This is a genomic window from Aeromonas sp. NJAU223 (assembly GCF_051125555.1).
Lineage (GTDB): Bacteria > Pseudomonadota > Gammaproteobacteria > Enterobacterales > Aeromonadaceae > Aeromonas > Aeromonas veronii_G.
Map to the genome: position 1 here is coordinate 2,902,222 of NZ_CP144204.1, position 24,149 is coordinate 2,926,370.

The following is a 24,149-nucleotide window of genomic DNA, read 5'->3' on the forward strand; positions in this document are numbered from 1 at the left end:
CAGTCACGACCTGGCACGCCTTTTCGATCATCTATGCAGGGATATGTTATGGGGTATGAGTGGCTGGCTCTGGCTGCCGCCGGCTTGTGGGCGGTCGCCGCCCTGATTTCCGTCAAACCGGCCCGTCATCTGGGGGCCTTTGCCTACAGTCGCTGGCGGATGTTCCTGGTCACGCTGATGCTGGGCAGCGCCAGCCTGGCCACCGGTGGCTGGCAGACCCTGACCCAGAGCGCCCTCCCCCTGCTGGCCCTGTCCGGCCTCATCGGCATCTTCGTCGGCGACACCGCCCTGTTCGCCTGCATGAACCGGCTGGGCCCCCGGCGCAGCGGCCTGCTGTTCTCCTGCCATGCGCTCTTCTCCGCCTTGCTCGGCCTCTGGTTGTTCGGTGAGCAGCTCGGTGGCTGGCGCTTGGTGGGGGCCTTGCTGGTGCTGGCCGGGGTCATGCTGGCGATCCTGTTCGGACGACGTGGCGGGGCCCAGGACAACGAGTGGGAGCATGTGCGCGGGCACCTCGCCATCGGCATCGCCCTCGGGCTCACGGCCGCCCTCTGTCAGAGCCTCGGCGCCATCATCGCCAAGCCGGTGATGATGGGCGGCGAGGTGGATGCGGTGAGCGCCTCCGGCATCCGCATGGGCAGCGCCCTGCTGGCGCACTGCACCCTGCGGCTGTTGCGGGTGCCGCTCGCCATGCCGCACCACCCCATCAACCGGCAGGTGCTCGGCATGATAGGGATCAACGGCTTCCTCGCCATGACCCTCGGCATGACCCTTATCCTGGTGGCTTTGCGCCAGGGGGACGTGGGCATGGTGGCCATTCTATCCTCCACCACCCCGGTCATCCTGCTGCCCCTGCTGTGGTGGCACTCGGGCACGCGCCCCGCCCTGCCCGCCTGGGCGGGCGCCCTGCTGGCGACCCTGGGCACGGCGCTGGTCCTCGGCATGGGCGGGAGCTGACCGCCTCTTTGCCGCTCCATCGTTGTTCAACGAATCGGGGCGGGGGAAGTGTCAACTTCCCCCGCCCCGACTCAGGCTCCCGTCATCCCGGTTTTATCTGACCTCATCACCGCCTCGTGAAACGGGGCAATGTCATGGCGCTGAGGCCAACCCTTGCTACTCAGGCAACTAGAACTGGGCTATCTCCTCGGCGGTCAGTTCGCGGTACTCCCCTTCGGCCAGGTCGGCATCCAGCGTCAGGCCACCGATCCGCTCCCGATGAAGCCCCACCACCTTGTTGCCGATGGAGGCAAACATCCGCTTCACCTGGTGATACTTGCCCTCGTGAATGGTCAGGCGCGCCTCGCACTCGCCGAGCAGCTCGAGCTGGGCCGGCTTGGTCTTGTCGTTCTCGTTGCGAAGATACACCCCATCGGCAAACAGGGAGATGGCATCCTCGTTCACCGGATCCGCCAGCCAGACGTGGTAGGTCTTGGCGCATTCGTGTCGTGGCGAGGTGATGCGGTGGGACCATTGGCCATCATCGGTGACCAGCACCAGTCCCGTGGTATCGAGATCCAGCCGCCCCACCACGTGCAGCTTGCCCATGGAGGGCTCGTCCATCAGGAAGAAGACGGTGGGATGATCCGGGTCTTCATTGGAGCAGACATAGCCCTCCGGCTTGTGCAGCATGAAGTAGCGGTTCTGTTGATTGAGGGTCAGCATGACGCCGTCGAACTCGATTTGGCTCTGCTCGTTGATATGAAAGGCCGGCTGCTTGACCTGAATGCCATCGACCATCACCTCCCCCTGGCGGATCAGCTTGCCCGCCTGGGAGCGGGTCAAATCGGAGCAATCGCAAATAAATTTATCGAGCCGCATGCACAACCTCGGAGTCCATGATGAAAGGGGCGTCATTATATCGGCCATGTCAGGCAACGCCAGCACTATGGCCGAGGATAAACGGTGTGACGCAAGGCCACTCGGCGATCATGACGCCATCGATGGCCGGTGTTAGACTGCCCGCAGAGGGCCCACGTTACGCATAATAAGAATCGCAGGAAGTCGTATGAAGTCGCACACGCCTCATCCCGTCATCCCCGTCAGCCAGTTGCAACCCGGCATGTATGTCATCGCCATCACCAGCCAGACCGGTACCATGGAAATAGCCCAGATGGGACTGGTCACCGATCGCAAGCAGATTGCCTCCCTCGTTCAGCGCGGCGTCACCACGGTACGGGTGGATCTCGCCCGCAGCAAGCTGGCTGGCATCGACACCCTCCTCGCCCCCGAGCCCATTCCTGCCGTCGCCCCCCAGCCTCCGGGCAACTCTGCCAACGGTGAGGGGCGTACGCTCAAGATCCGCCGCCTCTATCAGGAGGCTCGCGAGCTGCAAGGCAAGTTTATTCGCCAGCTCAAGGCGGGAGAGCCCATCGACATCACCCCGCTGGCCGCCGTCGCCGAAGAGATGGTGGACACCATGTTCAGCCACGGGGATGCCATGCTCTGCCTCGCCCGGATCCGGGCCAAGGATGCCTATCTGATGGAGCACTCCATGAACGTGGCCATCTTGCTCGCCAACTTCGGCCGCCATCTCGAGCTGGATCGCAGCGTGCTCAAGGAGCTGACCCTGGGGGGCCTGCTCCATGACGTGGGCAAGATCATGACCCCGGACGCGCTGCTCAACAAACCGGGCAAGCTGACCGAGGAGGAGTTTGTCATCATGCGCCAGCACGTGGTGCACAGCCACGACATCCTGATGGCCACCGCCGGCATCACCCCCACCATGCTGGAGGTGGCCGCCAATCACCACGAGCGGCTCGACGGCAGCGGCTACCCACGCCACCTGAAGGGCAGCCAGCTCTCCCTCTACACCCGCATGAGCGGCATCGTCGATGTCTATGATGCGGTGACCGCCGACAGGGTCTACAAGCAGGGCATGTCCCCCACCCAGGCGTTCCGGATCCTGCTCAAGGGAGCGGATCACCACTTCGATCGGGAGCTGGTCAATCGATTCATCAAGTGCATGGGAGTCTATCCGGTCGGCACCCTGGTGCGCCTCTCCAACCAGCGGCTCGCCATCGTCATGCAGCGCAATGCCCAGGAGCCGCTCAAACCCGTGGTCAAGGTGATCTATCACGCCACCCAGCGCCACTACCTCGAGGTGCAGTGGCTGGACCTGGCCAGAAGCGGGAGTCAGGAGAGCATTGAGTGCACGGTGGATCCCAAGGAGTTTGACATCCACCTCGCCCGCTTCATCTAGCGGTCCGGCGCCGCGTTGGCCTGTTCGCGGCAATGGCGGATAAGAAACTCCTCATCCAGGGGGGAGAGATCAAAACGCAGGCTCACCTCCTCGATGGCCCGCAGATCGTGCTGATGATGTTCACCCAGCCAGCGTATCGCGCGGCGCAAGTCTTCACCATGGGGCAGCAGGGAGTGATCGCTCATGGGGTATCTCCAGCCAAGGGGCCCGGGATGCCGGGCCCTCCTCCAGAGTCTAGTCCCGCCCCAGGTCTTGGCCGAGTGACACCGCCCAGAGCCTCACCCTCATCCGTTGGCAAGAGATTGCCGTCCCTTTCATCTCACGGGTTGACGCGGATCACCCCTTAGCGGTTATGCTCGAGCTTCTGCCCGTGCGCCGGTTCACCCGGCGCCTTCTCTTCTCAGTCATGCCAAACAAGGATGTATATGCAAGCCAAGGACAAGTGTCTGGCCGCCCTGGTCATTCTCTGCTGGGGCCTCAACTTCGTGGTGATCAAGTGGGGGCTGGAGGGAATACCGCCCCTGCTGCTGGGTGCCCTGCGCTTCATCGGCGTGGTCTTCCCCGCCATCTTGCTGGTGCCCAGACCCGCCATGCCCTGGCGCTGGTTGCTCGCCTACGGCGGCGCCATCAGCCTGGGGCAGTTCGCCTTCCTGTTCAGCGCCATGAAGTTCGGCATGCCCGCGGGCATGGCTTCCCTGGTGCTGCAATCCCAGGTGCTGTTCACCCTGCTGTTCGCCATGCTCTGGCTGGGGGAGCGCTGGCAGGCCCACCATTGGGTGGCCTTGCCCCTGGCCGGGGGCGGTCTCTACCTCATCGCCGCCAACGGCGAAGGCAATCTCACCCTGCTCGGCTTCGCGCTCACCCTGTGCGCCGCCGCCTGCTGGGGCCTTGGCAACGTCATCAATCGCCAGATAGGCCTGCGCTACCAGACCACGCTGCCGAGCCTCATCGCCTGGGGCGGCCTGGTGCCCATCCTGCCCTTCCTCGCCCTCTCCTGGCTGTTCGAAGGACCGGAGCGCATCGCGGACAGCCTGCTGCACTTCAGCTGGCAGGGGCTCTTGTGCGTCATCTATCTGTCGTTTGTCGCCACCTGGCTCGGTTACGGCCTCTGGGGACGGCTGCTGATGCGCTACCCGGTCGCCCAGGTGGCGCCCCTCTCCCTGCTGGTGCCCTGTGTCGGCATGGTGACCGCCGCCCTCTTGCTGGATGAACACCCCAACACGCTGCAGTGGCTGGGGTCGGCCCTGGTGCTGCTCGGCTTCGTGGTACACCTGCTGGGAGGGCGCCTGCGGCTGTTCAAGGCGCAATCCGAACGCTGAGCGATAACCCATTGACCCGCACGGGAAAACTTTCCATATTGAAGCAGGCCCCGAGGGGCCTGTTATCGTTTGCTGCCGGCAGGACGCCCATCATCAGGAGAGCAAGGACATGCTGCACCCTTCGTCACCGACCATTTCACTCCCCTCACGCATTCGACTGATCACTGCCTTTGCTGCGCCGCTATTTTTTAGCACATTCGTCTGGAGTGCAGCCCTGCCGGCAGATCTCGTGTGGGAGAGCAACGACACAGACCCGGTCTACGCCGATCCCGCCGCCCAGCGCGGGGGCACCTTTCACGACTTCATGCTGAGCTTCCCCCTCACCCTGCGCAAATACGGGCCGGACTCCAACGGCGGCTTCGCGGCCTACATCCGGGAGGGCACCCTGCCCCTGCTCGCCACCCACCCCATCACCGGCAAGCCCATGCCCATGCTGGCGAACCAGTGGGCGTTCGGGGCCGATCACAAGACCCTCTATTTTCGCATCAACCCCAAGGCACGCTGGTCGGACGGCGAGCCGGTCACCACGGACGACTGGCTGTTTACCCTGAAGATGATGCGCAGCAAGGAGATCAACGATCCCTGGTACAACAACTACTACTCGACCCAGATAGTGGATGTGACCAAGTATGACGACCACACCTTCTCCATCACCAGCGGCACCGAGAAGAGCCGGGAGGATCTGCTGGACTCCCTCCCCTTCTCCCCCGAGCCGAGCCACGCCATCAAGCTCACCGCCAACTGGGTCAAGGAGTACAACTGGAAGCTGCTGCCGGTCACCGGCGCCTACCGGATCGGCGAGGCCAAGAAGGGCAAATCCGTGACGTTCGAGAGGGTCAAGGATTGGTGGGGCAACGACGAGCGCTACTTCCAGCACCGCTTCAACCCGGACAGGATCGAGGTCAAGGTGCTGCGGGATCAGAACATCGCCTGGCAGCACTTCCTGCGCGGGGATCTGGACAGCTTCGGGCTCGTCATGCCGAACTGGTGGCACGACAAGAGCAAGACGGCGGAGTTCGAGAAGGGCTATATCGACAAACTCTGGTTCTACACCCAGACGCCCCAGTCCCCCATGGGCCTCTACCTCAACACCGCCGACCCCTTGCTGCGCAATCCCGACGTGCGGATCGGCATCCAGCATGCGCTGGCCATCGACAAGATGATAGCGACCCTGCTGCGGGGGGATTATCAGCGTCTCAATACCTATGGCTCCGGCCAGGGGGCCTTCACCAACACCGAGATCAAGGCGCGCCCCTTCGATCCCAAACTCGCCCGCGAGTACTTCGCCAAGGCCGGTTTCAGCAAGGCCGGACCGGACGGCGTGCTGCAAAACGACAAGGGGCAGCCCCTCTCCCTCACCATCACCTACACCACGGCGGAACATGCCCAGCGGCTGACCCTGCTGCGGGAGGAGGCGAAGAAGGCAGGGCTCAATCTGGAGCTGAACCTGATGGATGCCTCCGCCGGCTTCAAGTCCATGCTGGAGAAGAAACACCAGAGCGCCTGGATGGCCTGGGCCGGTAGCCGCTACCCCGCCTACTGGGAGTTCTTCCACAAGGTGAACGCCAACAAGCCCCAGACCAACAACATCATGAACATCGACGACGATGCCATCTCCGCCTTGGTGGAGCAGTACGACAAGGCGTTCGACTTCACGAGAAAGGCCGAGCTGTCACGCCAGATCCAGCAGCGACTGTTCGATCTCGCCAGCTTCGTCCCCGCCTATCAGGTGCCCTATACCCGGGCCGGCGCCTGGCGCTGGGTGAAGCTGCCCAAGATACCGGCCACCCCCCAGAGCGATCTGCTCTACTGGCCGCTGGATGGTGCCAGCTCGGGTTACAGCTACGGCGGCCTGTTCTGGATAGACGACAAGATCAAGCAAGAGACTCGGGCAGCCATCAAGAGTGGTCAGCGCTTCCCCCCCGTGACGGTGGTGGATACCCGCTATCAGCAGCCGTGAGGCGCATCTGATGACGGTGGCGCCGGGATAGCCTCCCCCTCCTTGCCATAAACAAAGACCCCGCACTCAGGCGGGGTCTTGTCTTGGCAGAGGCGAAGCGCTTAGCCGCGCTTGGCCTGCTTCTCGGCGATGGCGTCAGCCACGTCGGCCGGCTCCAGTACGATGCCTTCCTGCTCCGGGGTCGGGAACACGGCAACGCACAGCTCATCTTCCGCCATGCCGTCGATCCAGCGCTCCAGCCACACCTTGAGGGTGATGGACTGCGGCTTGCACTCGGCCCACTCCCCCTCGGCCCAGGCCTTGGCGTATTCAGGATGCGGCCAGACCGGGATACAGTCTTCATCATCGGTGGTCAACATCATGACGCCGTGCTCGTCGGTCAGGACAAACAGCTCTTCGTGCTCGACCAGCTTGCTGATGAAGTGATCGAAGCGGTAATCGGCGTTCAGTTGCAGCGCGGCATTGCGCTCGGTGTCGCTAAGTTCATAGCTCATCGGTCAAGTCTCTCATTCAATAAAGGGCGACATGTTCACATCTTGCCGTCGGCTTGTCCAGCCGGGCATGCAGTGTCGCCACAAAGCCTCACCCCAGGGCCGGGGTGACGAGGGTGAGCTCGGGGAGTTCACTCAGGCGTTGGCGCAGCCAGTAGGCGGACTCCACTTCCACGAAGCAGAGCTGATCCCGCCCGGCCCTGGCCCCTTGCATGAGTTGCTCGAGGCGTGCCTGCTGCTGCTGCTCCCAGGCGGCGGCCAGCTTGGTACCATGGGCCTCGTCCACCACTTCGCGGCGCAGCTCGAACAGGTTATCGGTGATCGGGCTGTTGATCTTGGCCGGATGGCTCCAGTACATCAGCAGGTTGTCCAGCATCTCCTCGTCATAACTCGCCAGCGCATCGAGCTCTGGGGTCTCCCCGCCATTGTCGCTTGCAAAATCGCACCAACCCGAGGCGAGGGAGGCCAGCTGCTGGGCCCCCTCGCCTTGTTGCGCCAGAGCCGTCACCTCTGTCCCCTTGATGGCAGGCAGCCAGAGATCCCCCTGATGGCGCTCGACCAGCGGCAGCAGCAACGCAGGAGAATAGTGGGGAAAACGGGGGCCGAGCCTGTGCAGCAGAGAAACCAGAGTGACTGTGATCATGAGAGGCGCCTTGGGCAAAAGGCCGGATCATCCGGGCCAGAAAACAGAAGAGGGATGAGTCTACCATGTTTCATGGGCACGTTGACGGGCACAGACCTACATCCACGGTCGGCCCCAGGCCAAAAAAGCAGCGCTCGCACCGCCGCCGTCCTCATAAAGCCCAATACTTTGAGCCAGCGCCCACTAAAGTGAAACCGGGAATGCTAGTTTGCATACATCTTTAGCGTTAAGGAGTGCATCCATGAGTGGGATCGAACAGGTTTCCGAGGATTTTGTGAATGAGCTGAAAATACTGGCCTGCTTTGATCCGGCCAACATGAGCCAGGGGATCAAGCTGCGCAGCGATCTCTCCCCGGCGCTGAGCCTAGCGGCGGAGCGCCTGCACAGTCAAGGCCTGATCAGTGCCGTCGATGGCGGTTACCTGACCCCCTTCGGCATGACCATGCTCGAGCATCTCCAGCATCTGCTGGTAGCACTCAAGCCGAATTGAGCTCCTGCGGGGCCCAGAGCGAGAAGTTGAGCAACTCCCAACTTCCCTGGTGCTTCAACAGACAGGCAAACAGCAAAGGACCTTCGGGTCCTTTTACTTTGCCGTCCACCAGCCATTCCCCCACCCGTTTGGCCACGGGCTGCACCTTGACCTCCTCGGGCCGGGCCGTTTTCCCCAGACGTACCTGCACAAACTGCTGACACACGGAAGCGGCCTCATTCACCACAGGGTTGGGCGCGGGTGTCGCAACAAGCAGGGTGGCACTCAGCAGCAGGGATGGGATCATGATGATTGGTACGGTTCAGACATGGGTTCAAGAATATGCCATAAACAAAAAGCCGCGCTACCAGAGGCAGCGCGGCTTTCTTAAATTCTGTAAGAATTACAGAGCAGTTACGTTCTCAGCCTGCGGGCCTTTCTGACCTTGGGTCACAGAGAACTGTACGCGCTGACCTTCAGCCAGGGTACGGAAGCCGTTACCGCTGATGGCGCTGAAGTGAACGAAAACGTCCGGGCCGTTTTCTTGCTGGATGAAGCCAAAACCTTTGGTTTCGTTGAAAAACTTAACGGTACCGGTGATCATGTTAGACATATCTTTAACCTGTATTCAAAATAATTACTTATGCTTTTCAGCGGGTAAAGCTCAAAAACGGGATTTACTTATGAACAACAGGAAAAGATGCAAAACATCGTATTCATTGACATAACAATCGCCTTTTCAAGCTGCCTGAGATTATACGTCCCTTTGTCGATTACGCAAACAAATTTGTACCCTGCCAACGGCAGGGTACAAAGGCTTACACATCAACAGATTCCAGTGCCTGAACCAGGGCTTTGAGGAAGCGTGCAGCCTCGCCGCCGGTGCAGGCGCGATGGTCAAAAGTCATCGACAAGGGCAGCGCCCGTACCGGTCTCGCCTCCCCGTTGATGAACACCACCTTCTCGAACAACTTGCCCGCCCCGATGATGGCCACCTGGGGGGGCGTCACGATGGGGCTGGCATAGCGGCCCGCGATGGCGCCGAAGTTGGTGAGGGTGATGGTCGCCCCCTGCAGCATCTCCCGCGGCACGGCGCGGGCCTTCACGTCGGCGATCATCCGATCCAGCCCCTGACGGATGTCCGCCCGCTCCCGCTCGGCCACGTTTTCCATCACGGGCACATAGAGGCCGTGTCTGGAGTCCACCGCGATGGCCACATTGACCTCGTTGAACAGCCGTCTCGACAGGGTATCCCCATCGAACCAGGCGTTCATGGAGGGTTCGGCGCGGCACGCCACCCCGATGGCCTTGATGAGGCGCACAGTCACATCTTCATCGGCACGCCAGTGACGCAGATCCACCTCGTCGGTGAGGCTCACCGGCACCACCGTCTTGTGGGAGAGCTCCATCGCCTTGGCCATGGCCCGGCGCGATCCCTTGAGGAACTCGTTGCCACTGCCCTGCATCACCTCGAACGCCGATTGCACGTCCTGCTCGGTCACCATGCCGGCACTGCCGCTGCCCTGTATTTTGTCGATGTCGAGACCGAGCTTTTGCGCCAGCAACCGCACCGCGGGCATGGCCTGCACCAGGCTGCCGCCGGGGGCTATGGCGCCCACCACGAAGTGATCCTCGATGTGCTGCTGATGGGCGCTGACCTTGCCCACGACGGTACCGTCATCCTCACCCCCTTCAAACTCCACCAGAGGGGCACCGATATGGAGGATATCTCCCTCCTGACCACAGAGCCGGGCGATGACCCCGGCCACCGGCGAGGGTACGTCCACCAGCGCCTTGGCGGTCTCCACCGACAGCAGCACCTGATCCACCTGCACCGTATCGCCGGCGCTCACCTTCCATTCCACTATCTCGGCCTCGGCCAGCCCTTCGCCCAGATCCGGTAATTTGAAAAATTTCATGACCCGTTCTCCATCCGCTGGGAAATCACCGCACGTTGAAAAATTCCATGCCTGTCGCTTGTGTTGAGTCTCACACCCCATGTCATGAACAAGGTCATAGCCAGTTTTTCTCCATCAGCTGATGAGCCGCATCCGCGATGTCCTGCTCGGTGATGAGGTAATACTCCTCGTTGCGATAGTAGGGCACGGCGGCGTCCACCCCGGTGAGGCGCTTGGGCGGTGCCTTGAGGGAGGTCAGCGCCTCCTCGGTGACCCGCGCCACTATCTCGGCGCCTACCCCGAAGCTGCCGCAGGCCTCGTGCACCACCAGCAGGCGGCCGGTCTTGCGCACCGAGCTGAGGATGCTCTCCATATCGAGCGGCTTGATGGTGGCCAAGTCCAGCACCTCGCACTGGATATCCCGCTCTGCCAGTTGGGCGGCGGCTCGCATCACCTCCTGAATGCAGGCGCCCCAGGCGACGATGGTGAGATCCCGTCCCGATCTCAGGGTAAAGCAGACATCGAGCGGCAGGCCGACACCATCATCCACCACGTCGGACTTCATGGAGCGGTAGATGCGATCCGGCTCGAAGAACATCACGGGATCCGGGTCGCGGATGGCGGAGAGCAGCAGACCATATGCCCGCTTGGGGCTCGACGGGATCACCACCCGCAGACCGGGAATATGGGCGAACAGCGCCTCCACGCTCTCGCTGTGGTGTTCCGGCGAGTGGATGCCTGCGCCATAGGGGGAGCGGTAGACCAGGGGGCAGGAGAGCCGCCCGCGGGTGCGATTGCGCATGCGCGCCGCCTGACAGATGATCTGTTCCATACCGGGGAAGATGAAGCCCTGGAACTGGAATTCCGCCACGGGCTTGAGCCCCTGGGTGGCCATGCCGACCGCCACCCCGGCGATCAATCCTTCGGCGAGCGGGGTATCGATCACCCGCTTGAAACCGAACTTGTCCCTAAGGCCCACGGTGGCACGGAACACCCCGCCGTTGACCCCCACATCCTCACCGAGCACCACCACATCCGGGTCGCGCTCCATCTCGTGATGCAGCGCCAGATTGATGGCTTCGAGCAACGTTATTTCACTCATGCAGCCTCCCCAAGCCCAGAGTCATCTCGTGATGCAATGTCAGGCGGACTTCTTCGAGCAGCGTCATTTCACTCATGATGTGTCTCCCCGCCCTGCAACTGCATCCCCTTGGCGATGATGCGCTGACGCTGGCTGCGATAGTCCCGCGGCAGCTCGGCAAACTGGTAATCGAGCAGGGTTTCCGGCGCCTGGGGTGCCATGCCCTCGTAGGCGGCGACGGCGCGTTCGACCTCGCGGGCGGCATCCGCCAGCAAAGCCTGCTCCTGCTCCTCATCCCACCAGCCCTGCTCCGCCATGAACTGGCGCAGCCGCTTGACCGGCTCCTTGGCCCAGGCGGCTTCCACCTCGGCGGATTCCCGATAGCGGGTGGCGTCGTCGGCGGTGGTGTGATCCCCGAGCCGGTAGCTGACCGCCTCGATCAGGGTCGGCCCCTTGCCGCTGCGGGCCCGCTCCATGGCGGCGCGGGTTGCCTCATAGACGGCCACCACGTCGTTGCCATCAACCTGCAGGCTGCGCACCCCGGCCCCTATGCCCTTCTGGGCCAGGGTCGGGGCGCTGGTCTGCAGCTTGCGGGGCACCGAGATGGCCCACTGGTTGTTGTTGATGATCATCACCATGGGCAGGTGCCAGACACCGGCGCAGTTGAGCCCCTCGAGGAAGTCCCCCTTGGAGGTGCCCCCATCGCCGATGGTGACCACGGCGACCCTGGGCTGATTGCGCAGTTTGAAGGCCGCGGCGATGCCGGCGGCGTGGGTGATCTGGGTGGCGATGGGCACACAGATAGGCAAATCTTCCGATAATTCGCCATCAGGCTTATAGAAAACACTACCCCGCTCATCCCCGCCCCAATATTGCAGGTTTTGCTCCATGGGCACGCCTCTCACATAGAGGGTCGGCATGTCCCGGTAATAGGGTACGTAGACATCCTCTGGCTGCATGGCGAGCCCGACCCCGATCCCCACCGCTTCCGCCCCCAGGTGGGAGGGAAAGGTGCCGAGTTTGCCGGTTCGTTGCAGCGCGATCGCTTTCTTGTCATAGCTGCGCACCATCACCATGTTGCGGTAGAAGGTGTGCAGTGTCGCCTTGTCCAGCCAGGTCGGCAGTGTCGCGACCGGGCGCCCCTCCTCATCGAGGTAACGAAGGAAGGGGATGTCGACATGGGTCATAACTGGCTCCTTGCCGTTGTCAGCGTCACCACCATGAGGTGACCCTCAAAATGTAAACAACATGTTAACTTTGTGGCAATGGGATTTCGTCAGGTTAGACCAGTAGAAACTTCTTTAATTTCAGAAAGAAGAAGAGATTTTCGGCGAGCAGAAAGGAAGAAGGGAGCCCGTTCGGGCTCCCTGTCAGGGTGAATTTGGGATCACGCCCATCGGATGTGTTGCCCCCGCAGCCGCCTGGGACGCCACTTCGGTGGGCAGCAACGGGCTCAGATCACTCCCACAACCGGGTCGGCACCACCAGCAGCATGGTGCGCTGGCCGATGGCCACGTTGGCGTTGGGAAAAACCACCGCCTCCCGCGGTTTCTCTACCCTGTACTGCTGATCACCGTCCTCCGCCAGCACAAATCCCTGGGGAAACTCGGTGAAATTGTCCACGTCGCTGGCAAACAGGAAGCGGAACTGCTCGGAGCGCTTGTTAATCACCCGATCGATGGCGAACAGGGTGAAGTCATCGGCGCGCCAGGGCTCCAGCACCATCTCGTCCCGGGTCACCAGCTCCTGCAGCGCCTGACGGGCTTCGATGAAGCGGGTCATGTCGTTCTCGCCAAAGGGGCGCACCTTGCCGAGCTCCACCGTGAAGGCGTGGGCGCCGTGGCGATGGGAGCTGTAATAGCTGAAGGTGGTGGTCGGCCCGCCGGAGAGCAGTATGGTGCGCACCCCGCAGGCACCGAGGAACTGCACCTGCTCCTTGCAGTGGGGCCGCTCGTGAGGGAAGGGATAGACCGCAAACTTCTCGTGGCGCGAACCGCGAATGGCGGTGTGCAGATCGTAGTGATAGCGCGGCCGGGCCGGGTCTTCGAAGAAGCGGCTCACATACTGCTCGAGGCGCATGGCGCGGATCCGCTCCCGGTTGCAGAGCCCCTCCCCCTTGCTGTGGGCGCCGGAGAAGAGGCGGTTCATGTTCTCCTCCACCTCCCGCAGTCCCAGATTCATGGCGGCCGGGTTGCCAAACAGGAAGAGCACCCGGTGACGGGTTTGCAACTCCCCACTCAGCAAGCGCGACAGCAGCTGGTTGCAGATCTCGATGGGGGCGGTCTCGTTACCGTGGATGCCGCAGGAGAGGACGATGTCCTTGCGTCCACCCGGCTCATCACCCGCGCCGCTGGCGGGCTCCAGGCAGAGCACTCCCGTGTCCCACACGCTCACCTTGTCGCCGTTTGGCAGCGTATAGGCGAAGGGGTCGAGCTGCCACTCGTGGCGGCGGGTCAGGGCCAAAAAGTCATGCTGGGGAATCATCCATCTCACCCTCTTGTCGGTTCACACTTGTCGATGTCAGACAAGGCGGATTATACGCAAGAGCCGGAGCCTTAGAACCAATTTTTAAACAAATTCAAACAGTAAGGATACAAATGCAACAGTGGCTAACGGGGGAGAGCGATGAGGCACAGAGGGAGAAAAACGGGACACTGCGGGAGGACGGGGAGAACAGGGGATCAGGTCATGCCGCTCTCAGAGGCGAGATGGCGGATGACAATCAGCAGAGAAACGAGGCATCCATGCCCGGTCATTCAGCCACGCCAGAACGGCTTGGTGGTCTCTTGATAACGGTCGGCTTCGTTCAGGCCGATGTCTTTGAGCAGGTAGGCGGGCAACTCGGAGAGCTGACGGCGGCTGCGGCTGCGCTCAAGCCAGGTCAGGACGGTCGTTTTCACGCGAGCCACCAGATTGGTCTGGCTGGAATGCTGGTAACCGGCTTCGGTATAAGTCATGTTGGCCATGGGATGGCTCCTCTGAATAAAGTGCGACACTGGGTTCAAATTTGTTGCGCAGAGCTTAGTCAGGGAGCAGAGGCGTCTCAATTGACGAATTTTGATACAAGAGATTAGGAAAACTAATGATCAACATCACAGGAGAGTCACGTGTAACCAGTTGATTTTAAATGGAAATGATATTTTCATACGCCAATGGGCGCCCCCACAGCATTTTCTCCTGCCTCTTCCGCCTCTAACTATGCAGTTTCTCGCAGTAGCTATGCATGGCATCTCACCGGCAAGCATGCCGATAACCGCGGGTTCACAGCCAATTGTTAATCATGCGATCTTTCATTGATCCTTATTTAACAGTCAGATACAAACAACCAACGCTCAAATGGCACTGCCCCTCCCGCCCCTGCTGGCAGATTGCGATGGGGACTTGGCGCCCCGCCTTCATGCTGATATGGTTATTTATACAGTAGTTTGCCCCAGCGCCGCCGCCCGTCACTCAGCCGGCAGGCGCTCACCACAGGATATGTCGATGGACGCCTTTACCCCGACCGCCGCCTTGCGCCAGCAGATGGAGACCCTGGAAGCCGCCCTGGCGCACCTCGCCAATCGGCTCGGCCAGTTACCCCTGCTGGAGGCCCATGTCTATCCCCTCCCCGCCGTGCCCCTGGGGGAGGAGCACGATCCCATCGACACCATAGAGGTGGGCTATCTAACGGGTGAGGAGGCACTGGCCGTCACCCAGGCCGCCTATCAGGATCACTGTGCCCGCCCCGGTTGCTCCACCAAGGCGACCCTGCGCCTGCCGGGCTGGCTGCGCTTTCCCGCCGCCTGCGCCGGGGAGCTCGGCCCCCTGATTGAGGCGATCAACGGCCACAAGCTCGCCTTCAAGGCACTGGTGCAACAGGCGGGGGGACGGGATGAGAAGTTCGAGCTGGTGCATCAGGCGCTGCCCGGGGTCATCACCCTGCAGGTCTATCGCAAGCTGACCCTGCTCCAGGGGGAGCTGCATTCCCTCGGCTTCACCTGGGCGGACAAACAGAGCATCAGCCGCCTGACCCGGGAGCAGGTGCTGGAGATGCTGGAGCGCAGCCGCCGCTATGTGCCGGCCCTGTCGGACAACGAGGAGTGGAGCAAGATGGTGGATCAGGAGGTGTATGACATTCGCCGCCTGCCGGCGGACGTAGCGCTGCGGATCCGGCGGCCGGTCAAGACCCACCCCATGATCAACCTGCTGTGGCAGGACAGGGAGCCGCGCAAGCAGCAGCTCAAGGCGAGCCTGCCGCTCTTGCTCTGCTCGGACACGCCCCCCAGCGTCACTCACCTCGGCCACTATCCCCCCAAGTTGCGTCAGGCCAGGCGGGATCGCAAGATAGGCGGCGAGGCCATCATAGAGCGGCTGCACCTCTACCGCTATCAGGGGTAGGCAGGAGCCCAAACGACGAGGGGAGCATCACCGGATGCTCCCCTCGTCACTTTCGCCCGCCCGGGCAATCAGCTCATCAGCAGGGCGCGCAGGCTCTCCACATCCAGCCCCTTCACCTCGGACTGACCACTCAAGAGGCCATCCGCCAGCGCCCGTTTCTCATCGTGCAGGGCCACAATCTTCTCCTCTACCGTCTGCTCGCACACCAGGCGATAGACGGTCACCGGCTGGGTCTGCCCCATGCGGTGTGCCCGATCGCTCGCCTGATCTTCCACCGCCGGATTCCACCAGGGATCCAGGTGCAGCACGGTATCGGCCTGGGTCAGGTTAAGCCCCGTGCCCCCCGCCTTGAGGCTGATGAGGAACAGGGGCACCGGTTCGTGACGAAAACGCAGGATGGACTCCTGACGGGATTTGGCGGAGCAGCCACCATCCAGATAGCAGTAGTCCCACTGGCGCTGCTCGATGCGTGCCCGCAACAGGCTCAGCAGATCCACGAACTGGCTGAACACCAGCACCCGGTGGCCCCCGTCGATGGCCTCCTCCAGGAGCCCCATGGCCTCGTCCAGCTTGCTGCTGGTCTGTGACCACTCCGGCATCACCAGCTGGGGGGAACAGCAGAGTCGGCGCAGCCGGGTCAGGCCGCTCAGCACGTGCATCAGGGCGCGGCCATCGGCACTTTGCACCTGCTGCACCACCTCCCGTCTCGTCGCCTCGTAGAGTTGGCGCTCCTCCGGGGAGAGGCTGATGTGATGGATGATCTCCGTCTTGTCCGGCAACTCGGTCAGCACCTGCTGCTTGAGGCGGCGCAGGATGAAGGGGCTGATCACCGCCCGCAGCAACGACATATGGCGGGGATCTTTGACCGCCTTGCCAAAGCGACGCTTGAACTCGCTGAGGCTGCCGAGCAGCCCCGGGTTGATGAAGGCAAACAGACTCCACAGCTCACCGAGGTGGTTCTCGATGGGGGTGCCGGAGAGCGCCAGACGAAAATCGCCGTCGAGCTGGAACAGCAGCTTGGCACGCTGGGTGCCGGCATTTTTGATCTGCTGCGCCTCATCCAGCACCATGCTCGACCAGTGACGGGACTTGAGAGCCTGGGCGAGGCTGCCGAGCATGCCGTAGTTGACCAGCACGATCTGACCCGGCCTGGCCTCCTGGATCAGTGCCTCCCGCTCGGCCGGGTTCTCGAAGACCACCACCTCCAGTTCGGGAGCGAACCGCGCCACCTCCTCCTGCCAGTTGGTGACCACTGACTTGGGCACCACCACCAGAGCCGGTCCCAGATGCTGGCGCATGCGCAGCAGGATAAGCGCCTGCAGAGTCTTGCCAAGGCCCATGTCGTCCGCGAGGCAGGCGCCGAAGCCGTGGTGGGCCAGGGTCGCCATCCAGCGTACCCCCTCCTTCTGGTAATCCCGCAGCGCCGTCAGCAACTCGGGCGGACACGCCACCTCCTGCTGCCACTCCTGCTGGAGGGACTGCCAGGCCTCGTCCCCCGCCGTGGTCACCGCGGACAACAGGCGGGCCAGAGGATAGGCCAGCTTGTTGTTGATGCGCTGTTCGGTGTCGAGCATGGCCCCCAGCATGGTCAGGCGATCCACCAGCTTGTCGGTCAGCATCAGGCTGGTCTTGTCATCGAGCTGGACGGTGCGCTGGCCCGGGGTGAGCTGACGCAGGATGAGGCGCAAGTCGAGGATCTGATGCTCGTCCAGCGCCAGGGCCCCTTCCACCTGGAACCAGTCCTGGCGCCGCTCGATGCGAAGGCTCAAGGCCGCCTCGTCCAGACTCTTGAGGCGGGCGCTGTCCTGGTGCCAGTGAATGGCCACGCCGGCGTCCACCAGCTCCGGCAGGGCGTTGACCAGGGTCAGTGCCTGCTCACCCTCCAGCTTCCACTCGTTGCCCGGCAACCCGATGGGCAGTTGGCTGCGCAGCCGCTGAGCCGCCTCCTTCTCCGCCCCCAGATCCCGTTGCCAGTAGTGATACGCCTTCATCCCCTGCCGGACGATGGCCTCCCCCTTGCCAAGGGGCAGAGGGGGCAAGTCCCCCTCCCGGGTCACCAGCTGGACCACCAGCTGGCCATCTTGCCAATCCAGCTGTACCGAGGCCACACCCGGCCAGGGGGCGATCTCGGCATTGCCCTGCAGGCCCGCCACCTGGCTGTGCCAGGGGAGATCCGGGATGGCGTCCAGGGTGCGTTGCAACTCGGCCAACCCCGCCTCGGGCAGGGGGGGAATGGTGGTCAAGGCAGGCAATCTGTCTACCAATGCTTGCGGCGTCAGAATAAGCTGCCATAAATCCTGCGCCAGCGGCACGATATGCGCCCCCCGGGCCGCGGCCCGGGGGTTTAGCAACGCCCGCATGCCCGGCATCCGGGACTCTGGAGTCGAAGGCTGGGCCGTCTGCGCCAAAGCTTCCGGATCGCTCTGCCCGTCATCCGGCACGATCTGCAGCAAGGGGGCGCTGATGGCCAGTTGCAGCTTCTGGCCCTTGGCGTTGAACAGGCGGGGATGGTCGGCAAGGGGCGCCCAGGCCTCTCGCGGCAACTTGCTCATTGAGCGCGGCAGGGTGCGCACCAGCGCCCAGTCGGCCTCGTCCAGCAGGGCCGCATACTGGGTGGAGAGAAGGGCGGGATCCACCCGTCGACCGGCGGTCCACTCCCCCTTGGTGCTCTGCTTCTGGATCTTGCACTCCAGTTCGGGCCCCTCGGCGTGAAGCAGCCAAACCAGCCGCTCCTGCGCCTTGCGCACGCCACTGGAGCGCCCCAACCCCTGCAGCCAGTTCAGCCAGCTGGCGGAGGCGGGAGCCTTGTCATCTTCCGGCTCATCGTCGCCCTCACCATCGGTGCTGACCGGCAACTGATTGAGGGGAGGACGCTGCGCCCCCTGCCCCAGCAAGCTGCGCAGCAGATCCTGGCAAAACGCCATCAGCCGGTGATGGGGCTCGGCCTCCAGCAGGTGGGAGAGATCCCACTTGTGCAGAATGGCCACCTGGGGGCTCTGCTCCCCATGGCGCGCGAGGGCACAGAGATCGAGCCAGAGATAGCCCCAGTGCAGCTCTTCAAGGGGCAGTTGCAGGGTATCGAACAGACCGACCGCCTGACCGTGACGATCACCGGCCCACTGCCCCAGCAGATCTCCGAGCAACGGGAAGCCACTGCGAGCCCCCCCCTGACCCAGGCTGCGCTGCCACTGCTTGCGCTGCTCGCTGGCCAGCACGGGATCGGCCTGCTGCAACCAGCCCAGCCAGAGCAGGGTGCTGAACATGGGGGGCCAGCCGCTGAGATCCCCCTCGTCCTGCCGTTCGGCCTTCCACTGCGCCAGGGCCCCGAGCAGGCGCTCCCCCAGAGGATGCTCATCGGGATGCTCCGCCAACTGCTGCAGTGCCGGCCAGTGAGTGGTCACCCCGCCCCTGGCCTCCCCCTCTGGCGAACCGCAGAGCCACTGCCACTCGGCAGCCAGCATCTGTACCCGTCCGGACAGGGGGGCGGCGCAGGCCGCGGCAATCTCAGCCAGCGGCCAGCCTGACGCGGGCTCAGCATCCAGCAGGGTTTGCAGGGCGAAGTGTTCCAGCAGGAGCTGCTGCCAGGCGGGGCTCGCCCCGGGCAACAGGCGATGGGCATCGGGCAAGTCCAACAGACTCAGCAACTCGGCACTCTGGTAATAGGCGGGGATCTGGCCCGCCTCCCCCAGACAGAGTTCGCGCACCAGGGCTTGCGCCATCTCCTGCCCGGTGACGGAGGGCACCCGTGACCACTCCGGCATGGGACAATGGCCGCCACGCACTCCCAGGATCAGGGCCAGCGTCCCCTCCGCCGTCAGGCTCCACTGCTGCTCTCCCCGCAGACGCACCAAGCCCTGCTCCTGCAGCTGTGCCAACCGCTCGGCCAGCAGTCCGGGGGACTGGGGGCCAGGCCTTGCATCTTGCAAGGCGTCGAGCAGATAGCGGGGGCTGGCGGCGCGCTGCAGTTGCAGCTCGCTGAGCAGGGCATAGCAATCCGAAGAGAGGGTGAAGGCTGACATCAGGACTCGTGGGCTGGTGCAAAGGCGGAATTTTACCGAGAAAGGGGCGGCGGCTCGACCCTTAAGCGCGAATTAGTACAAAAAAAACGGCCAGCTTCATAAAAAACGGCGGGGGGAATAGGACAGGGATCGACAAAAAGAGGAGGAAAATTAGCATGAAGGGAGTCAGATGGCGGACGTTGGCGACGATGAATTAATCTCGCCAACGGGCAACCCGGTGCAATCAAAAAGGCGCCGAGGCGCCTTCTGATGAACCATCTCGGGCTTCATCCCTCCAGCTGCGCCAGCCTGGACTCCAGGGCCGCCAGACGCTCTTTGAGGCTCTCGACCTCCTCCTCGAGCTGGCTCAGGCGATCGCCGGCGGGAGAGGCGTAAGTGCTGGCGGGAGCCGCCTGTGCCAGTGCCTGCAGATCGATCTCGCCGCTGAACAGGTGGGCGTAACGAGACTCCCGCTTGCCCGGTTCCCGGGGCAGCTTGACCACATAGGGGCCCCGCTCGGCGAGGCCGACCAGTACGGCATCGACTTCGGTCACATCGTCGAAACTGCACAGACGGTTGGTGCGTGAACGCAGTTCGCCCGGCGTCTGCGGGCCCCGCAGCAACAACTCGCAGAGGATGCCGAGCTCTTGCGCCGTGAACTTGAGCTCACCAAACTCGGTGTTGCAGAAGCGATGCTGATAGCGCGGTACCCGTGCGTTGAAGCCGGCGGTATTGACCACCAGACGGCGACGGATCAGCTCGTCGATCACGGCGCGAATATCCAGCTCGGCGAGATCCAGCACGGGTTCACGATTACTCTTCTGGTTGCAGGCGTTGACCAGTGCATTGAGGGAGAGGGGATACTGATCCGGCGTGCAGATCTCTTTCTCTATCAGACAGCCGATCACCCGGGCCTCCAGCGGGCCTAGTACTAACTCCATTTCAACCTCCCTTGCCACACGTTAAGAGACTCATCTTAACCAAGGCGCGCACCTCGTCCAGCCCTGAACCACAATTTTGCGACCGGGGAAAACAGTTGGTGAAACATCGCGCAGGAATGGACCGCACACGGCGTCATTCAACGCCCGTTCAGGGGTAGTTCAGGGAGAACCTCACCCTGTTCTGGCCAAGCGGTCACCGAGTCAGCCCCCAGTCGACGCATCGCCATTCAGAGCGACTTGTCGACCCGGGTGTCTGCACCCGAGGTCAGGATCCGCACCCTGTCCCCCTTGGCAAAGCTGAGCTTGGGATCGCTCGCCTGCACTACGCTGAGCACCTTGCCGCCGTCGGTCTTGATCTGCAGCTCCACCGATTGCGCCGCCTGTGGTGAATTCTGCGCACTCTGGCGACGACGAGACACCTCAGCGCCAGCAATCGCCCCCGTGGCTGTCATGATGGTCTGACCCGAGCCGCCGCCGAACTGGTTGCCAACGGCCGCACCGAGCGCCGCCGCGCCTATGGTGCGAAGGGGTCTGGCCCCCTGATGAGCAGGCGGGGTGGTCTGAGTGATGAGATGACTCTCCTGCACCGTGCCGTATTCGACCTGGGCGCTGGTACCGGCCATGGCGGATGAGCTGAGAATGAGCAGACTGGCGGCGATGAATTCCACTTTCTTCACGATGTAGGCTCCGATGAGGGGCCCGGCGGGGATGCCGGGCCGGTGGCAGGAGGGCCCTGCCATCGAATCATCAGACTACCGGAACCAAGCTGACTGCAGGCTTGCCCGCACCACAGATAGTGACGAGAGCCTGAACGTCATCAGGAGGAGGGCTTACGCTCCAGGGTCGCCGCCACCGAGGCGGCCCCCTTGCCGGTGAGCAAGGGCTCACCCGGATAGAGCAGCAGAGCCCGGGTCCGCAGCTGGTTGGCGTCTTCCGTTCGCCCCAGCGCATTGAGGGCGATCACCATGTTGGCGTAGATATTGGCCCGCGGGGTATGGCGCACGAAGGCATGTCCCCACTCGAGGTAGGCCTCCAGCTCCGCCTTGTTGTGTGTCTGCAGGCCCACCATCAGCCGCACCGCGTTGACGTCGAACTCCACTCGGGTCAACCAGGCCATGGGATTGATGACGTCCAGCAGCAGGGTCGGCTCCTTGTAACCGCCGCGCTCATACTTGGTCACCACCCAGGCGGTGTGAATGGCAGTCAGCATGAAGGGCACCACCACCAGGGGAATGGCCATGGCCATGAAGCGCAGCAGCAGCCAGGGACGATAAATATATTCCCGCCAGCTGGCCGCCCCCCCCTCCCCCACTTCCGCATCCACCACATAGATGAGCAGCAACAGGGCCCACCAGAGGGCGATGGCATGATAGAAGGGGTATTCGGTCTGGCTGTGCAGCAAGATGGGGGTCACCAGAGCCAGCAGCGCAGCGCCTCTGACCCAGCCCGCCCGACTCAGCCGCCACAGCAAGGTCCCCCCCATCAGCAGCATGCCAAGCATGGGGGCAATCCCCCCCTCCACTGCCCAGTAGAGAAATTCGTTGTGGGGGTGGTCGAGGTTGTACTCAATCTGCACCATGGCTGGGTTGAGGGCCTTGTCAGCCATGTAATGCTCGAGGAACACCGGCTCGAAGCTGCCGTAGCCCCAACCCGTCCAGGGGGACTCTGCAATCAACTTGGCGGCATAGGGCCAGTAGATGGAGCGCATGCCGCCGGATTGGTAGATATCCAGCCCCCGCTTGGCCCCCGCCATGGCGTATTGGGAGAGAAACCCCAGGGCAATACCCAGTCCGATCAGGGTGAGGATGCGCCCCAGCTGCCGTTGACGTCGCAGTTGCGGCACCAGCAACAACAAGGCCAGCAAGCCCCCCAATTGGCCGACCCGGGATTGCAGCACGACCAGCAGCACTGACGCCGCGAGGATCACCCCATAACGCAGCCCCCTGAGCCAGGGGTGAGTACTCCCCTTCATCTCGAGCCAAACTGCCAGCGACAGACCGGTCGCCATGAAGCTCGCCATCACATTGGGTTGCTGGAAGATGCCGTAGGGTCGGTTGGCACGTGTGTCGTATCCTAACCAGTTGCCCGGTGTCAGCAGATAGAACTGCACCAGACCGACAACACCTTCAATGGCCACCGCCACCAACAACAGATAAAGCAGTTTATCCCGCGCCGATTTCTCCCATTTCCACTGGTAGAGACAACTCAGAAACAGCAGGCCGGCAAAGAGCCCGAGCAAACGGGGAATGGCGTAGTCTTTTTGCTCAAAACCCGGATAGGCCATGGGCAGCAGCAGCAGCATGCCCCCCAGCCAGAGTCCAATCTGCAGCGAAGAGACGACCAACTGCTGGCGCAAGGTCACCTGCCAGAGGCCGAGCCCAATGACCAGGCTCGCAAAGATCCAGCCCCAGGCATTGAACGGCAGATAGAGCCCGGAGCCCCCCGGATTGTGCATAAAGAAATGCATGCCGAGCAGCCAGTAGAGTCCGCTCACTACGCCAAAAGACTTTGCCGTCGTTGTCATCTTCCCAGGTTCCTCAATCCCATACTCCTCGCCACTCGCGTGCACCCCAGAAAACAAAAAAGGGGGCTATTGCCCCCTCTCGCTCATGGATAAACATTATACCTGTTCTGGTCTGACTTGTTCTGGTCTGACTTGTTCTGGTCTGACTTGTTCTGGTCTGACTTGTTCTGGTCTACGAAACGCATGGCGAACCAGCACAATCCCCACCCCCAACATGCCACCGAGCAAGGCAGCAAGCACCACGATCAGCGGACGTTTGGGTTTATCGCGGGAAAGAGGCTCACTTGGCGAAGCCAGGTAGGAGAATGATTGGAATGGCAGCTCTTCGAGCTTGATGGCCTGCAGACTGCTCAATTGCAGACGCAGGTCACTCAGTGCCGGGTTGAGGAACTCGGGGTTTTTGATTTCCTTGAGGATCTTGAGCTTCTCTGCCAGGGCGCGCGCACCCAGATCGATAGGCAGGCTTCCCTGATCTTGCAAATTTTGAACGGGAGTATCAATTCCTGCTGCCTGAGTAATACGAAGCCCATATTCGGTACGTATGATGTCATCCTGCAGTTGCTTGATGGTATCCAACTGGGAGCTCTCATACTGAGTCTGCAACGTTTTGATCCTGTTTTGCCAGATCGTTGTCAGTGCCTTACCTTTGGCCATAGACTCCTGTTGCTGGATGAAGGCTATATACCGCTCCAGACGCTGTTTGGCTTCAACTGCAGTTTCTGCAGCAAAGGATAGAGTGACATTTTCACTCAATTTATCAGGAGCCTTTGCACTAATTCCCTCAACCATGCCTTTCAATAACAGCCGCTTACCTTTTTCATCTGTTACTTCAGATTTTTTAGCTTCGGTATCAAGATATCCCTCCTCGATCAAAAACAGACGTTTGTTATTGAAGCTATTGAAACTATTGATGAAATCATTATAAATTGCCTTCTTGTCGAATGCGGTGAAGGCTGTCGTTGGCACTTGAGCATTGATCAACTGGTTGATATTAAGCTCAAGCGATTCGACCTCTTTAAGGTTGGGCTGCATGATCTCGGCTTGGCTGACCCAAACTTGGGGAGCCAAGAGCGCATAAGCAACACCTGCGATGGAAAATGTGGCAGCGATCAGCAGAATTAGAACCTTTTGACGCCACAAAACTAAGATCAATTCACGCAAATCGATTTCATCACCTGAGGAAGCTCGCCAACCTTGAGGTAATCCGTTGTTTACATTGTCACATACTTGCTTGTTCATACTGGGCCCTAAA

General features: G+C 62.0%; 22 protein-coding genes. 6 read left to right on the top strand and 16 right to left on the bottom strand.

Annotated elements, in window-relative coordinates; all coding sequences use genetic code 11:
* Positions 1-48: 48 nt before the first annotated feature.
* Positions 49-954 carry a DMT family transporter gene (locus VZC39_RS13150; RefSeq protein WP_434663071.1) on the top strand — a complete coding sequence of 302 codons (906 nt, stop codon included), beginning with the start codon at positions 49-51 and terminating at the stop codon, positions 952-954.
* Positions 955-1,122: 168 nt separating this feature from the next.
* On the opposite strand, the gene rsuA is transcribed toward VZC39_RS13150, so the two are convergent.
* Positions 1,123-1,815: a 16S rRNA pseudouridine(516) synthase RsuA gene (gene rsuA / locus VZC39_RS13155; protein ID WP_349918502.1), complete on the bottom strand. Its 693-nt coding sequence runs from the start codon at positions 1,813-1,815 to the stop codon at positions 1,123-1,125.
* Between the two features lie 187 nt (positions 1,816-2,002).
* Between rsuA and VZC39_RS13160 the strand changes: the two genes are divergently transcribed.
* A complete protein-coding gene (locus tag VZC39_RS13160) occupies positions 2,003-3,196 on the top strand; it encodes an HD-GYP domain-containing protein (RefSeq protein ID WP_434663073.1) in 1,194 nt (397 codons plus the stop codon).
* Here VZC39_RS13160 and VZC39_RS13165 read toward each other — a convergent pair.
* Positions 3,193-3,381 (bottom strand): hypothetical protein, encoded by a 189-nt coding sequence (locus tag VZC39_RS13165; protein WP_434663075.1) that lies wholly within the window; start codon positions 3,379-3,381, stop codon positions 3,193-3,195. The two genes, VZC39_RS13160 and VZC39_RS13165, sit on opposite strands and share 4 nt — an antisense overlap.
* A 240-nt stretch (positions 3,382-3,621) precedes the next feature.
* Between VZC39_RS13165 and VZC39_RS13170 the strand changes: the two genes are divergently transcribed.
* Both VZC39_RS13170 and VZC39_RS13175 read left to right on the top strand, forming a co-directional pair.
* Positions 3,622-4,515: an EamA family transporter gene (locus tag VZC39_RS13170; RefSeq protein ID WP_349918505.1), complete on the top strand. Its 894-nt coding sequence runs from the start codon at positions 3,622-3,624 to the stop codon at positions 4,513-4,515.
* A 109-nt stretch (positions 4,516-4,624) separates the two neighbouring features.
* Complete coding sequence (locus VZC39_RS13175) at positions 4,625-6,475, top strand: extracellular solute-binding protein (RefSeq protein ID WP_434663077.1); 1,851 nt, start codon at positions 4,625-4,627, stop codon at positions 6,473-6,475.
* Positions 6,476-6,576: 101 nt separating this feature from the next.
* On the opposite strand, the gene VZC39_RS13180 is transcribed toward VZC39_RS13175, so the two are convergent.
* Together VZC39_RS13180 and VZC39_RS13185 are read right to left on the bottom strand one after the other, a co-directional pair.
* On the bottom strand, positions 6,577-6,969 hold the full coding sequence (locus VZC39_RS13180; protein WP_349918508.1) for a DUF2750 domain-containing protein: 393 nt from the start codon (positions 6,967-6,969) through the stop codon (positions 6,577-6,579).
* A gap of 88 nt (positions 6,970-7,057) precedes the next feature.
* Positions 7,058-7,609 carry a hypothetical protein gene (locus VZC39_RS13185; RefSeq protein WP_434663079.1) on the bottom strand — a complete coding sequence of 184 codons (552 nt, stop codon included), beginning with the start codon at positions 7,607-7,609 and terminating at the stop codon, positions 7,058-7,060.
* Positions 7,610-7,850: 241 nt separating this feature from the next.
* Here VZC39_RS13185 and VZC39_RS13190 point away from each other — a divergent pair, with 241 nt between their 5' ends.
* A complete protein-coding gene (locus tag VZC39_RS13190) occupies positions 7,851-8,099 on the top strand; it encodes a TIGR02647 family protein (RefSeq protein WP_349918511.1) in 249 nt (82 codons plus the stop codon).
* On the opposite strand, the gene VZC39_RS13195 is transcribed toward VZC39_RS13190, so the two are convergent.
* The 7 genes from VZC39_RS13195 to VZC39_RS13225 all read right to left on the bottom strand — a co-directional run bounded on the left by VZC39_RS13195 (position 8,086) and on the right by VZC39_RS13225 (position 14,023).
* Positions 8,086-8,385, bottom strand: a complete 300-nt coding sequence (locus VZC39_RS13195) for a hypothetical protein (protein ID WP_434663082.1) — start codon at positions 8,383-8,385, stop codon at positions 8,086-8,088. The two genes, VZC39_RS13190 and VZC39_RS13195, sit on opposite strands and share 14 nt — an antisense overlap.
* Positions 8,386-8,481: 96 nt before the next feature.
* The gene (locus tag VZC39_RS13200) at positions 8,482-8,691 is read right to left on the bottom strand and encodes a cold-shock protein (protein WP_005331438.1); all 210 of its coding nucleotides are present in this window, start codon (positions 8,689-8,691) and stop codon (positions 8,482-8,484) included.
* 205 nt (positions 8,692-8,896) lie between these two features.
* Positions 8,897-9,997, bottom strand: coding sequence for a dihydrolipoamide acetyltransferase family protein (locus tag VZC39_RS13205; RefSeq protein WP_434663090.1), 1,101 nt, complete (start codon positions 9,995-9,997; stop codon positions 8,897-8,899).
* 94 nt (positions 9,998-10,091) lie between these two features.
* Positions 10,092-11,078 (bottom strand): alpha-ketoacid dehydrogenase subunit beta, encoded by a 987-nt coding sequence (locus VZC39_RS13210; protein ID WP_434663093.1) that lies wholly within the window; start codon positions 11,076-11,078, stop codon positions 10,092-10,094.
* A 68-nt stretch (positions 11,079-11,146) separates the two neighbouring features.
* Positions 11,147-12,244, bottom strand: coding sequence for a pyruvate dehydrogenase (acetyl-transferring) E1 component subunit alpha (gene pdhA / locus VZC39_RS13215; protein ID WP_349918517.1), 1,098 nt, complete (start codon positions 12,242-12,244; stop codon positions 11,147-11,149).
* Positions 12,245-12,515: 271 nt separating this feature from the next.
* Positions 12,516-13,541: a succinylglutamate desuccinylase gene (gene astE / locus VZC39_RS13220; RefSeq protein WP_434663095.1), complete on the bottom strand. Its 1,026-nt coding sequence runs from the start codon at positions 13,539-13,541 to the stop codon at positions 12,516-12,518.
* 272 nt (positions 13,542-13,813) lie between these two features.
* Positions 13,814-14,023 (bottom strand): DUF1127 domain-containing protein, encoded by a 210-nt coding sequence (locus VZC39_RS13225; RefSeq protein WP_349918520.1) that lies wholly within the window; start codon positions 14,021-14,023, stop codon positions 13,814-13,816.
* Positions 14,024-14,540: 517 nt separating this feature from the next.
* Here VZC39_RS13225 and VZC39_RS13230 point away from each other — a divergent pair.
* Positions 14,541-15,434 (top strand): DNA replication terminus site-binding protein, encoded by an 894-nt coding sequence (locus VZC39_RS13230; protein ID WP_349918522.1) that lies wholly within the window; start codon positions 14,541-14,543, stop codon positions 15,432-15,434.
* Positions 15,435-15,502: 68 nt separating this feature from the next.
* Here the strand turns inward: VZC39_RS13230 and VZC39_RS13235 are convergent, their stop codons facing one another.
* The 5 genes from VZC39_RS13235 to VZC39_RS13255 form a co-directional block, all read right to left on the bottom strand.
* The gene (locus VZC39_RS13235; RefSeq protein ID WP_434663097.1) at positions 15,503-19,453 is read right to left on the bottom strand and encodes a DEAD/DEAH box helicase; all 3,951 of its coding nucleotides are present in this window, start codon (positions 19,451-19,453) and stop codon (positions 15,503-15,505) included.
* 266 nt (positions 19,454-19,719) lie between these two features.
* Positions 19,720-20,373 (bottom strand): YceH family protein, encoded by a 654-nt coding sequence (locus VZC39_RS13240; protein WP_434663100.1) that lies wholly within the window; start codon positions 20,371-20,373, stop codon positions 19,720-19,722.
* Positions 20,374-20,600: 227 nt separating this feature from the next.
* A complete protein-coding gene (locus VZC39_RS13245; RefSeq protein ID WP_434663102.1) occupies positions 20,601-21,050 on the bottom strand; it encodes a hypothetical protein in 450 nt (149 codons plus the stop codon).
* A 140-nt stretch (positions 21,051-21,190) separates the two neighbouring features.
* The gene (locus tag VZC39_RS13250) at positions 21,191-22,897 is read right to left on the bottom strand and encodes a Wzy polymerase domain-containing protein (protein WP_434663104.1); all 1,707 of its coding nucleotides are present in this window, start codon (positions 22,895-22,897) and stop codon (positions 21,191-21,193) included.
* A 96-nt stretch (positions 22,898-22,993) separates the two neighbouring features.
* Positions 22,994-24,136, bottom strand: a complete 1,143-nt coding sequence (locus VZC39_RS13255) for an LPS O-antigen chain length determinant protein WzzB (RefSeq protein ID WP_434663107.1) — start codon at positions 24,134-24,136, stop codon at positions 22,994-22,996.
* Between the last annotated feature and the right edge of the window lie 13 nt (positions 24,137-24,149).

What these genes read in the sequence shown, in the direction of transcription:
- VZC39_RS13150 (WP_434663071.1), top strand. Translation starts at nt 49, where the DNA reads ATGGGGTATGAGTGGCTGGCTCTGGCTGCCGCCGGCTTGTGGGCGGTC.
- rsuA (WP_349918502.1), bottom strand. Translation starts at nt 1,815, where the DNA reads ATGCGGCTCGATAAATTTATTTGCGATTGCTCCGATTTGACCCGCTCC.
- VZC39_RS13160 (WP_434663073.1), top strand. Translation starts at nt 2,003, where the DNA reads ATGAAGTCGCACACGCCTCATCCCGTCATCCCCGTCAGCCAGTTGCAA.
- VZC39_RS13165 (WP_434663075.1), bottom strand. Translation starts at nt 3,381, where the DNA reads ATGAGCGATCACTCCCTGCTGCCCCATGGTGAAGACTTGCGCCGCGCG.
- VZC39_RS13170 (WP_349918505.1), top strand. Translation starts at nt 3,622, where the DNA reads ATGCAAGCCAAGGACAAGTGTCTGGCCGCCCTGGTCATTCTCTGCTGG.
- VZC39_RS13175 (WP_434663077.1), top strand. Translation starts at nt 4,625, where the DNA reads ATGCTGCACCCTTCGTCACCGACCATTTCACTCCCCTCACGCATTCGA.
- VZC39_RS13180 (WP_349918508.1), bottom strand. Translation starts at nt 6,969, where the DNA reads ATGAGCTATGAACTTAGCGACACCGAGCGCAATGCCGCGCTGCAACTG.
- VZC39_RS13185 (WP_434663079.1), bottom strand. Translation starts at nt 7,609, where the DNA reads ATGATCACAGTCACTCTGGTTTCTCTGCTGCACAGGCTCGGCCCCCGT.
- VZC39_RS13190 (WP_349918511.1), top strand. Translation starts at nt 7,851, where the DNA reads ATGAGTGGGATCGAACAGGTTTCCGAGGATTTTGTGAATGAGCTGAAA.
- VZC39_RS13195 (WP_434663082.1), bottom strand. Translation starts at nt 8,385, where the DNA reads ATGATCCCATCCCTGCTGCTGAGTGCCACCCTGCTTGTTGCGACACCC.
- VZC39_RS13200 (WP_005331438.1), bottom strand. Translation starts at nt 8,691, where the DNA reads ATGTCTAACATGATCACCGGTACCGTTAAGTTTTTCAACGAAACCAAA.
- VZC39_RS13205 (WP_434663090.1), bottom strand. Translation starts at nt 9,997, where the DNA reads ATGAAATTTTTCAAATTACCGGATCTGGGCGAAGGGCTGGCCGAGGCC.
- VZC39_RS13210 (WP_434663093.1), bottom strand. Translation starts at nt 11,078, where the DNA reads ATGAGTGAAATAACGTTGCTCGAAGCCATCAATCTGGCGCTGCATCAC.
- pdhA (WP_349918517.1), bottom strand. Translation starts at nt 12,244, where the DNA reads ATGACCCATGTCGACATCCCCTTCCTTCGTTACCTCGATGAGGAGGGG.
- astE (WP_434663095.1), bottom strand. Translation starts at nt 13,541, where the DNA reads ATGATTCCCCAGCATGACTTTTTGGCCCTGACCCGCCGCCACGAGTGG.
- VZC39_RS13225 (WP_349918520.1), bottom strand. Translation starts at nt 14,023, where the DNA reads ATGGCCAACATGACTTATACCGAAGCCGGTTACCAGCATTCCAGCCAG.
- VZC39_RS13230 (WP_349918522.1), top strand. Translation starts at nt 14,541, where the DNA reads ATGGACGCCTTTACCCCGACCGCCGCCTTGCGCCAGCAGATGGAGACC.
- VZC39_RS13235 (WP_434663097.1), bottom strand. Translation starts at nt 19,453, where the DNA reads ATGTCAGCCTTCACCCTCTCTTCGGATTGCTATGCCCTGCTCAGCGAG.
- VZC39_RS13240 (WP_434663100.1), bottom strand. Translation starts at nt 20,373, where the DNA reads ATGGAGTTAGTACTAGGCCCGCTGGAGGCCCGGGTGATCGGCTGTCTG.
- VZC39_RS13250 (WP_434663104.1), bottom strand. Translation starts at nt 22,897, where the DNA reads ATGACAACGACGGCAAAGTCTTTTGGCGTAGTGAGCGGACTCTACTGG.
- VZC39_RS13255 (WP_434663107.1), bottom strand. Translation starts at nt 24,136, where the DNA reads ATGAACAAGCAAGTATGTGACAATGTAAACAACGGATTACCTCAAGGT.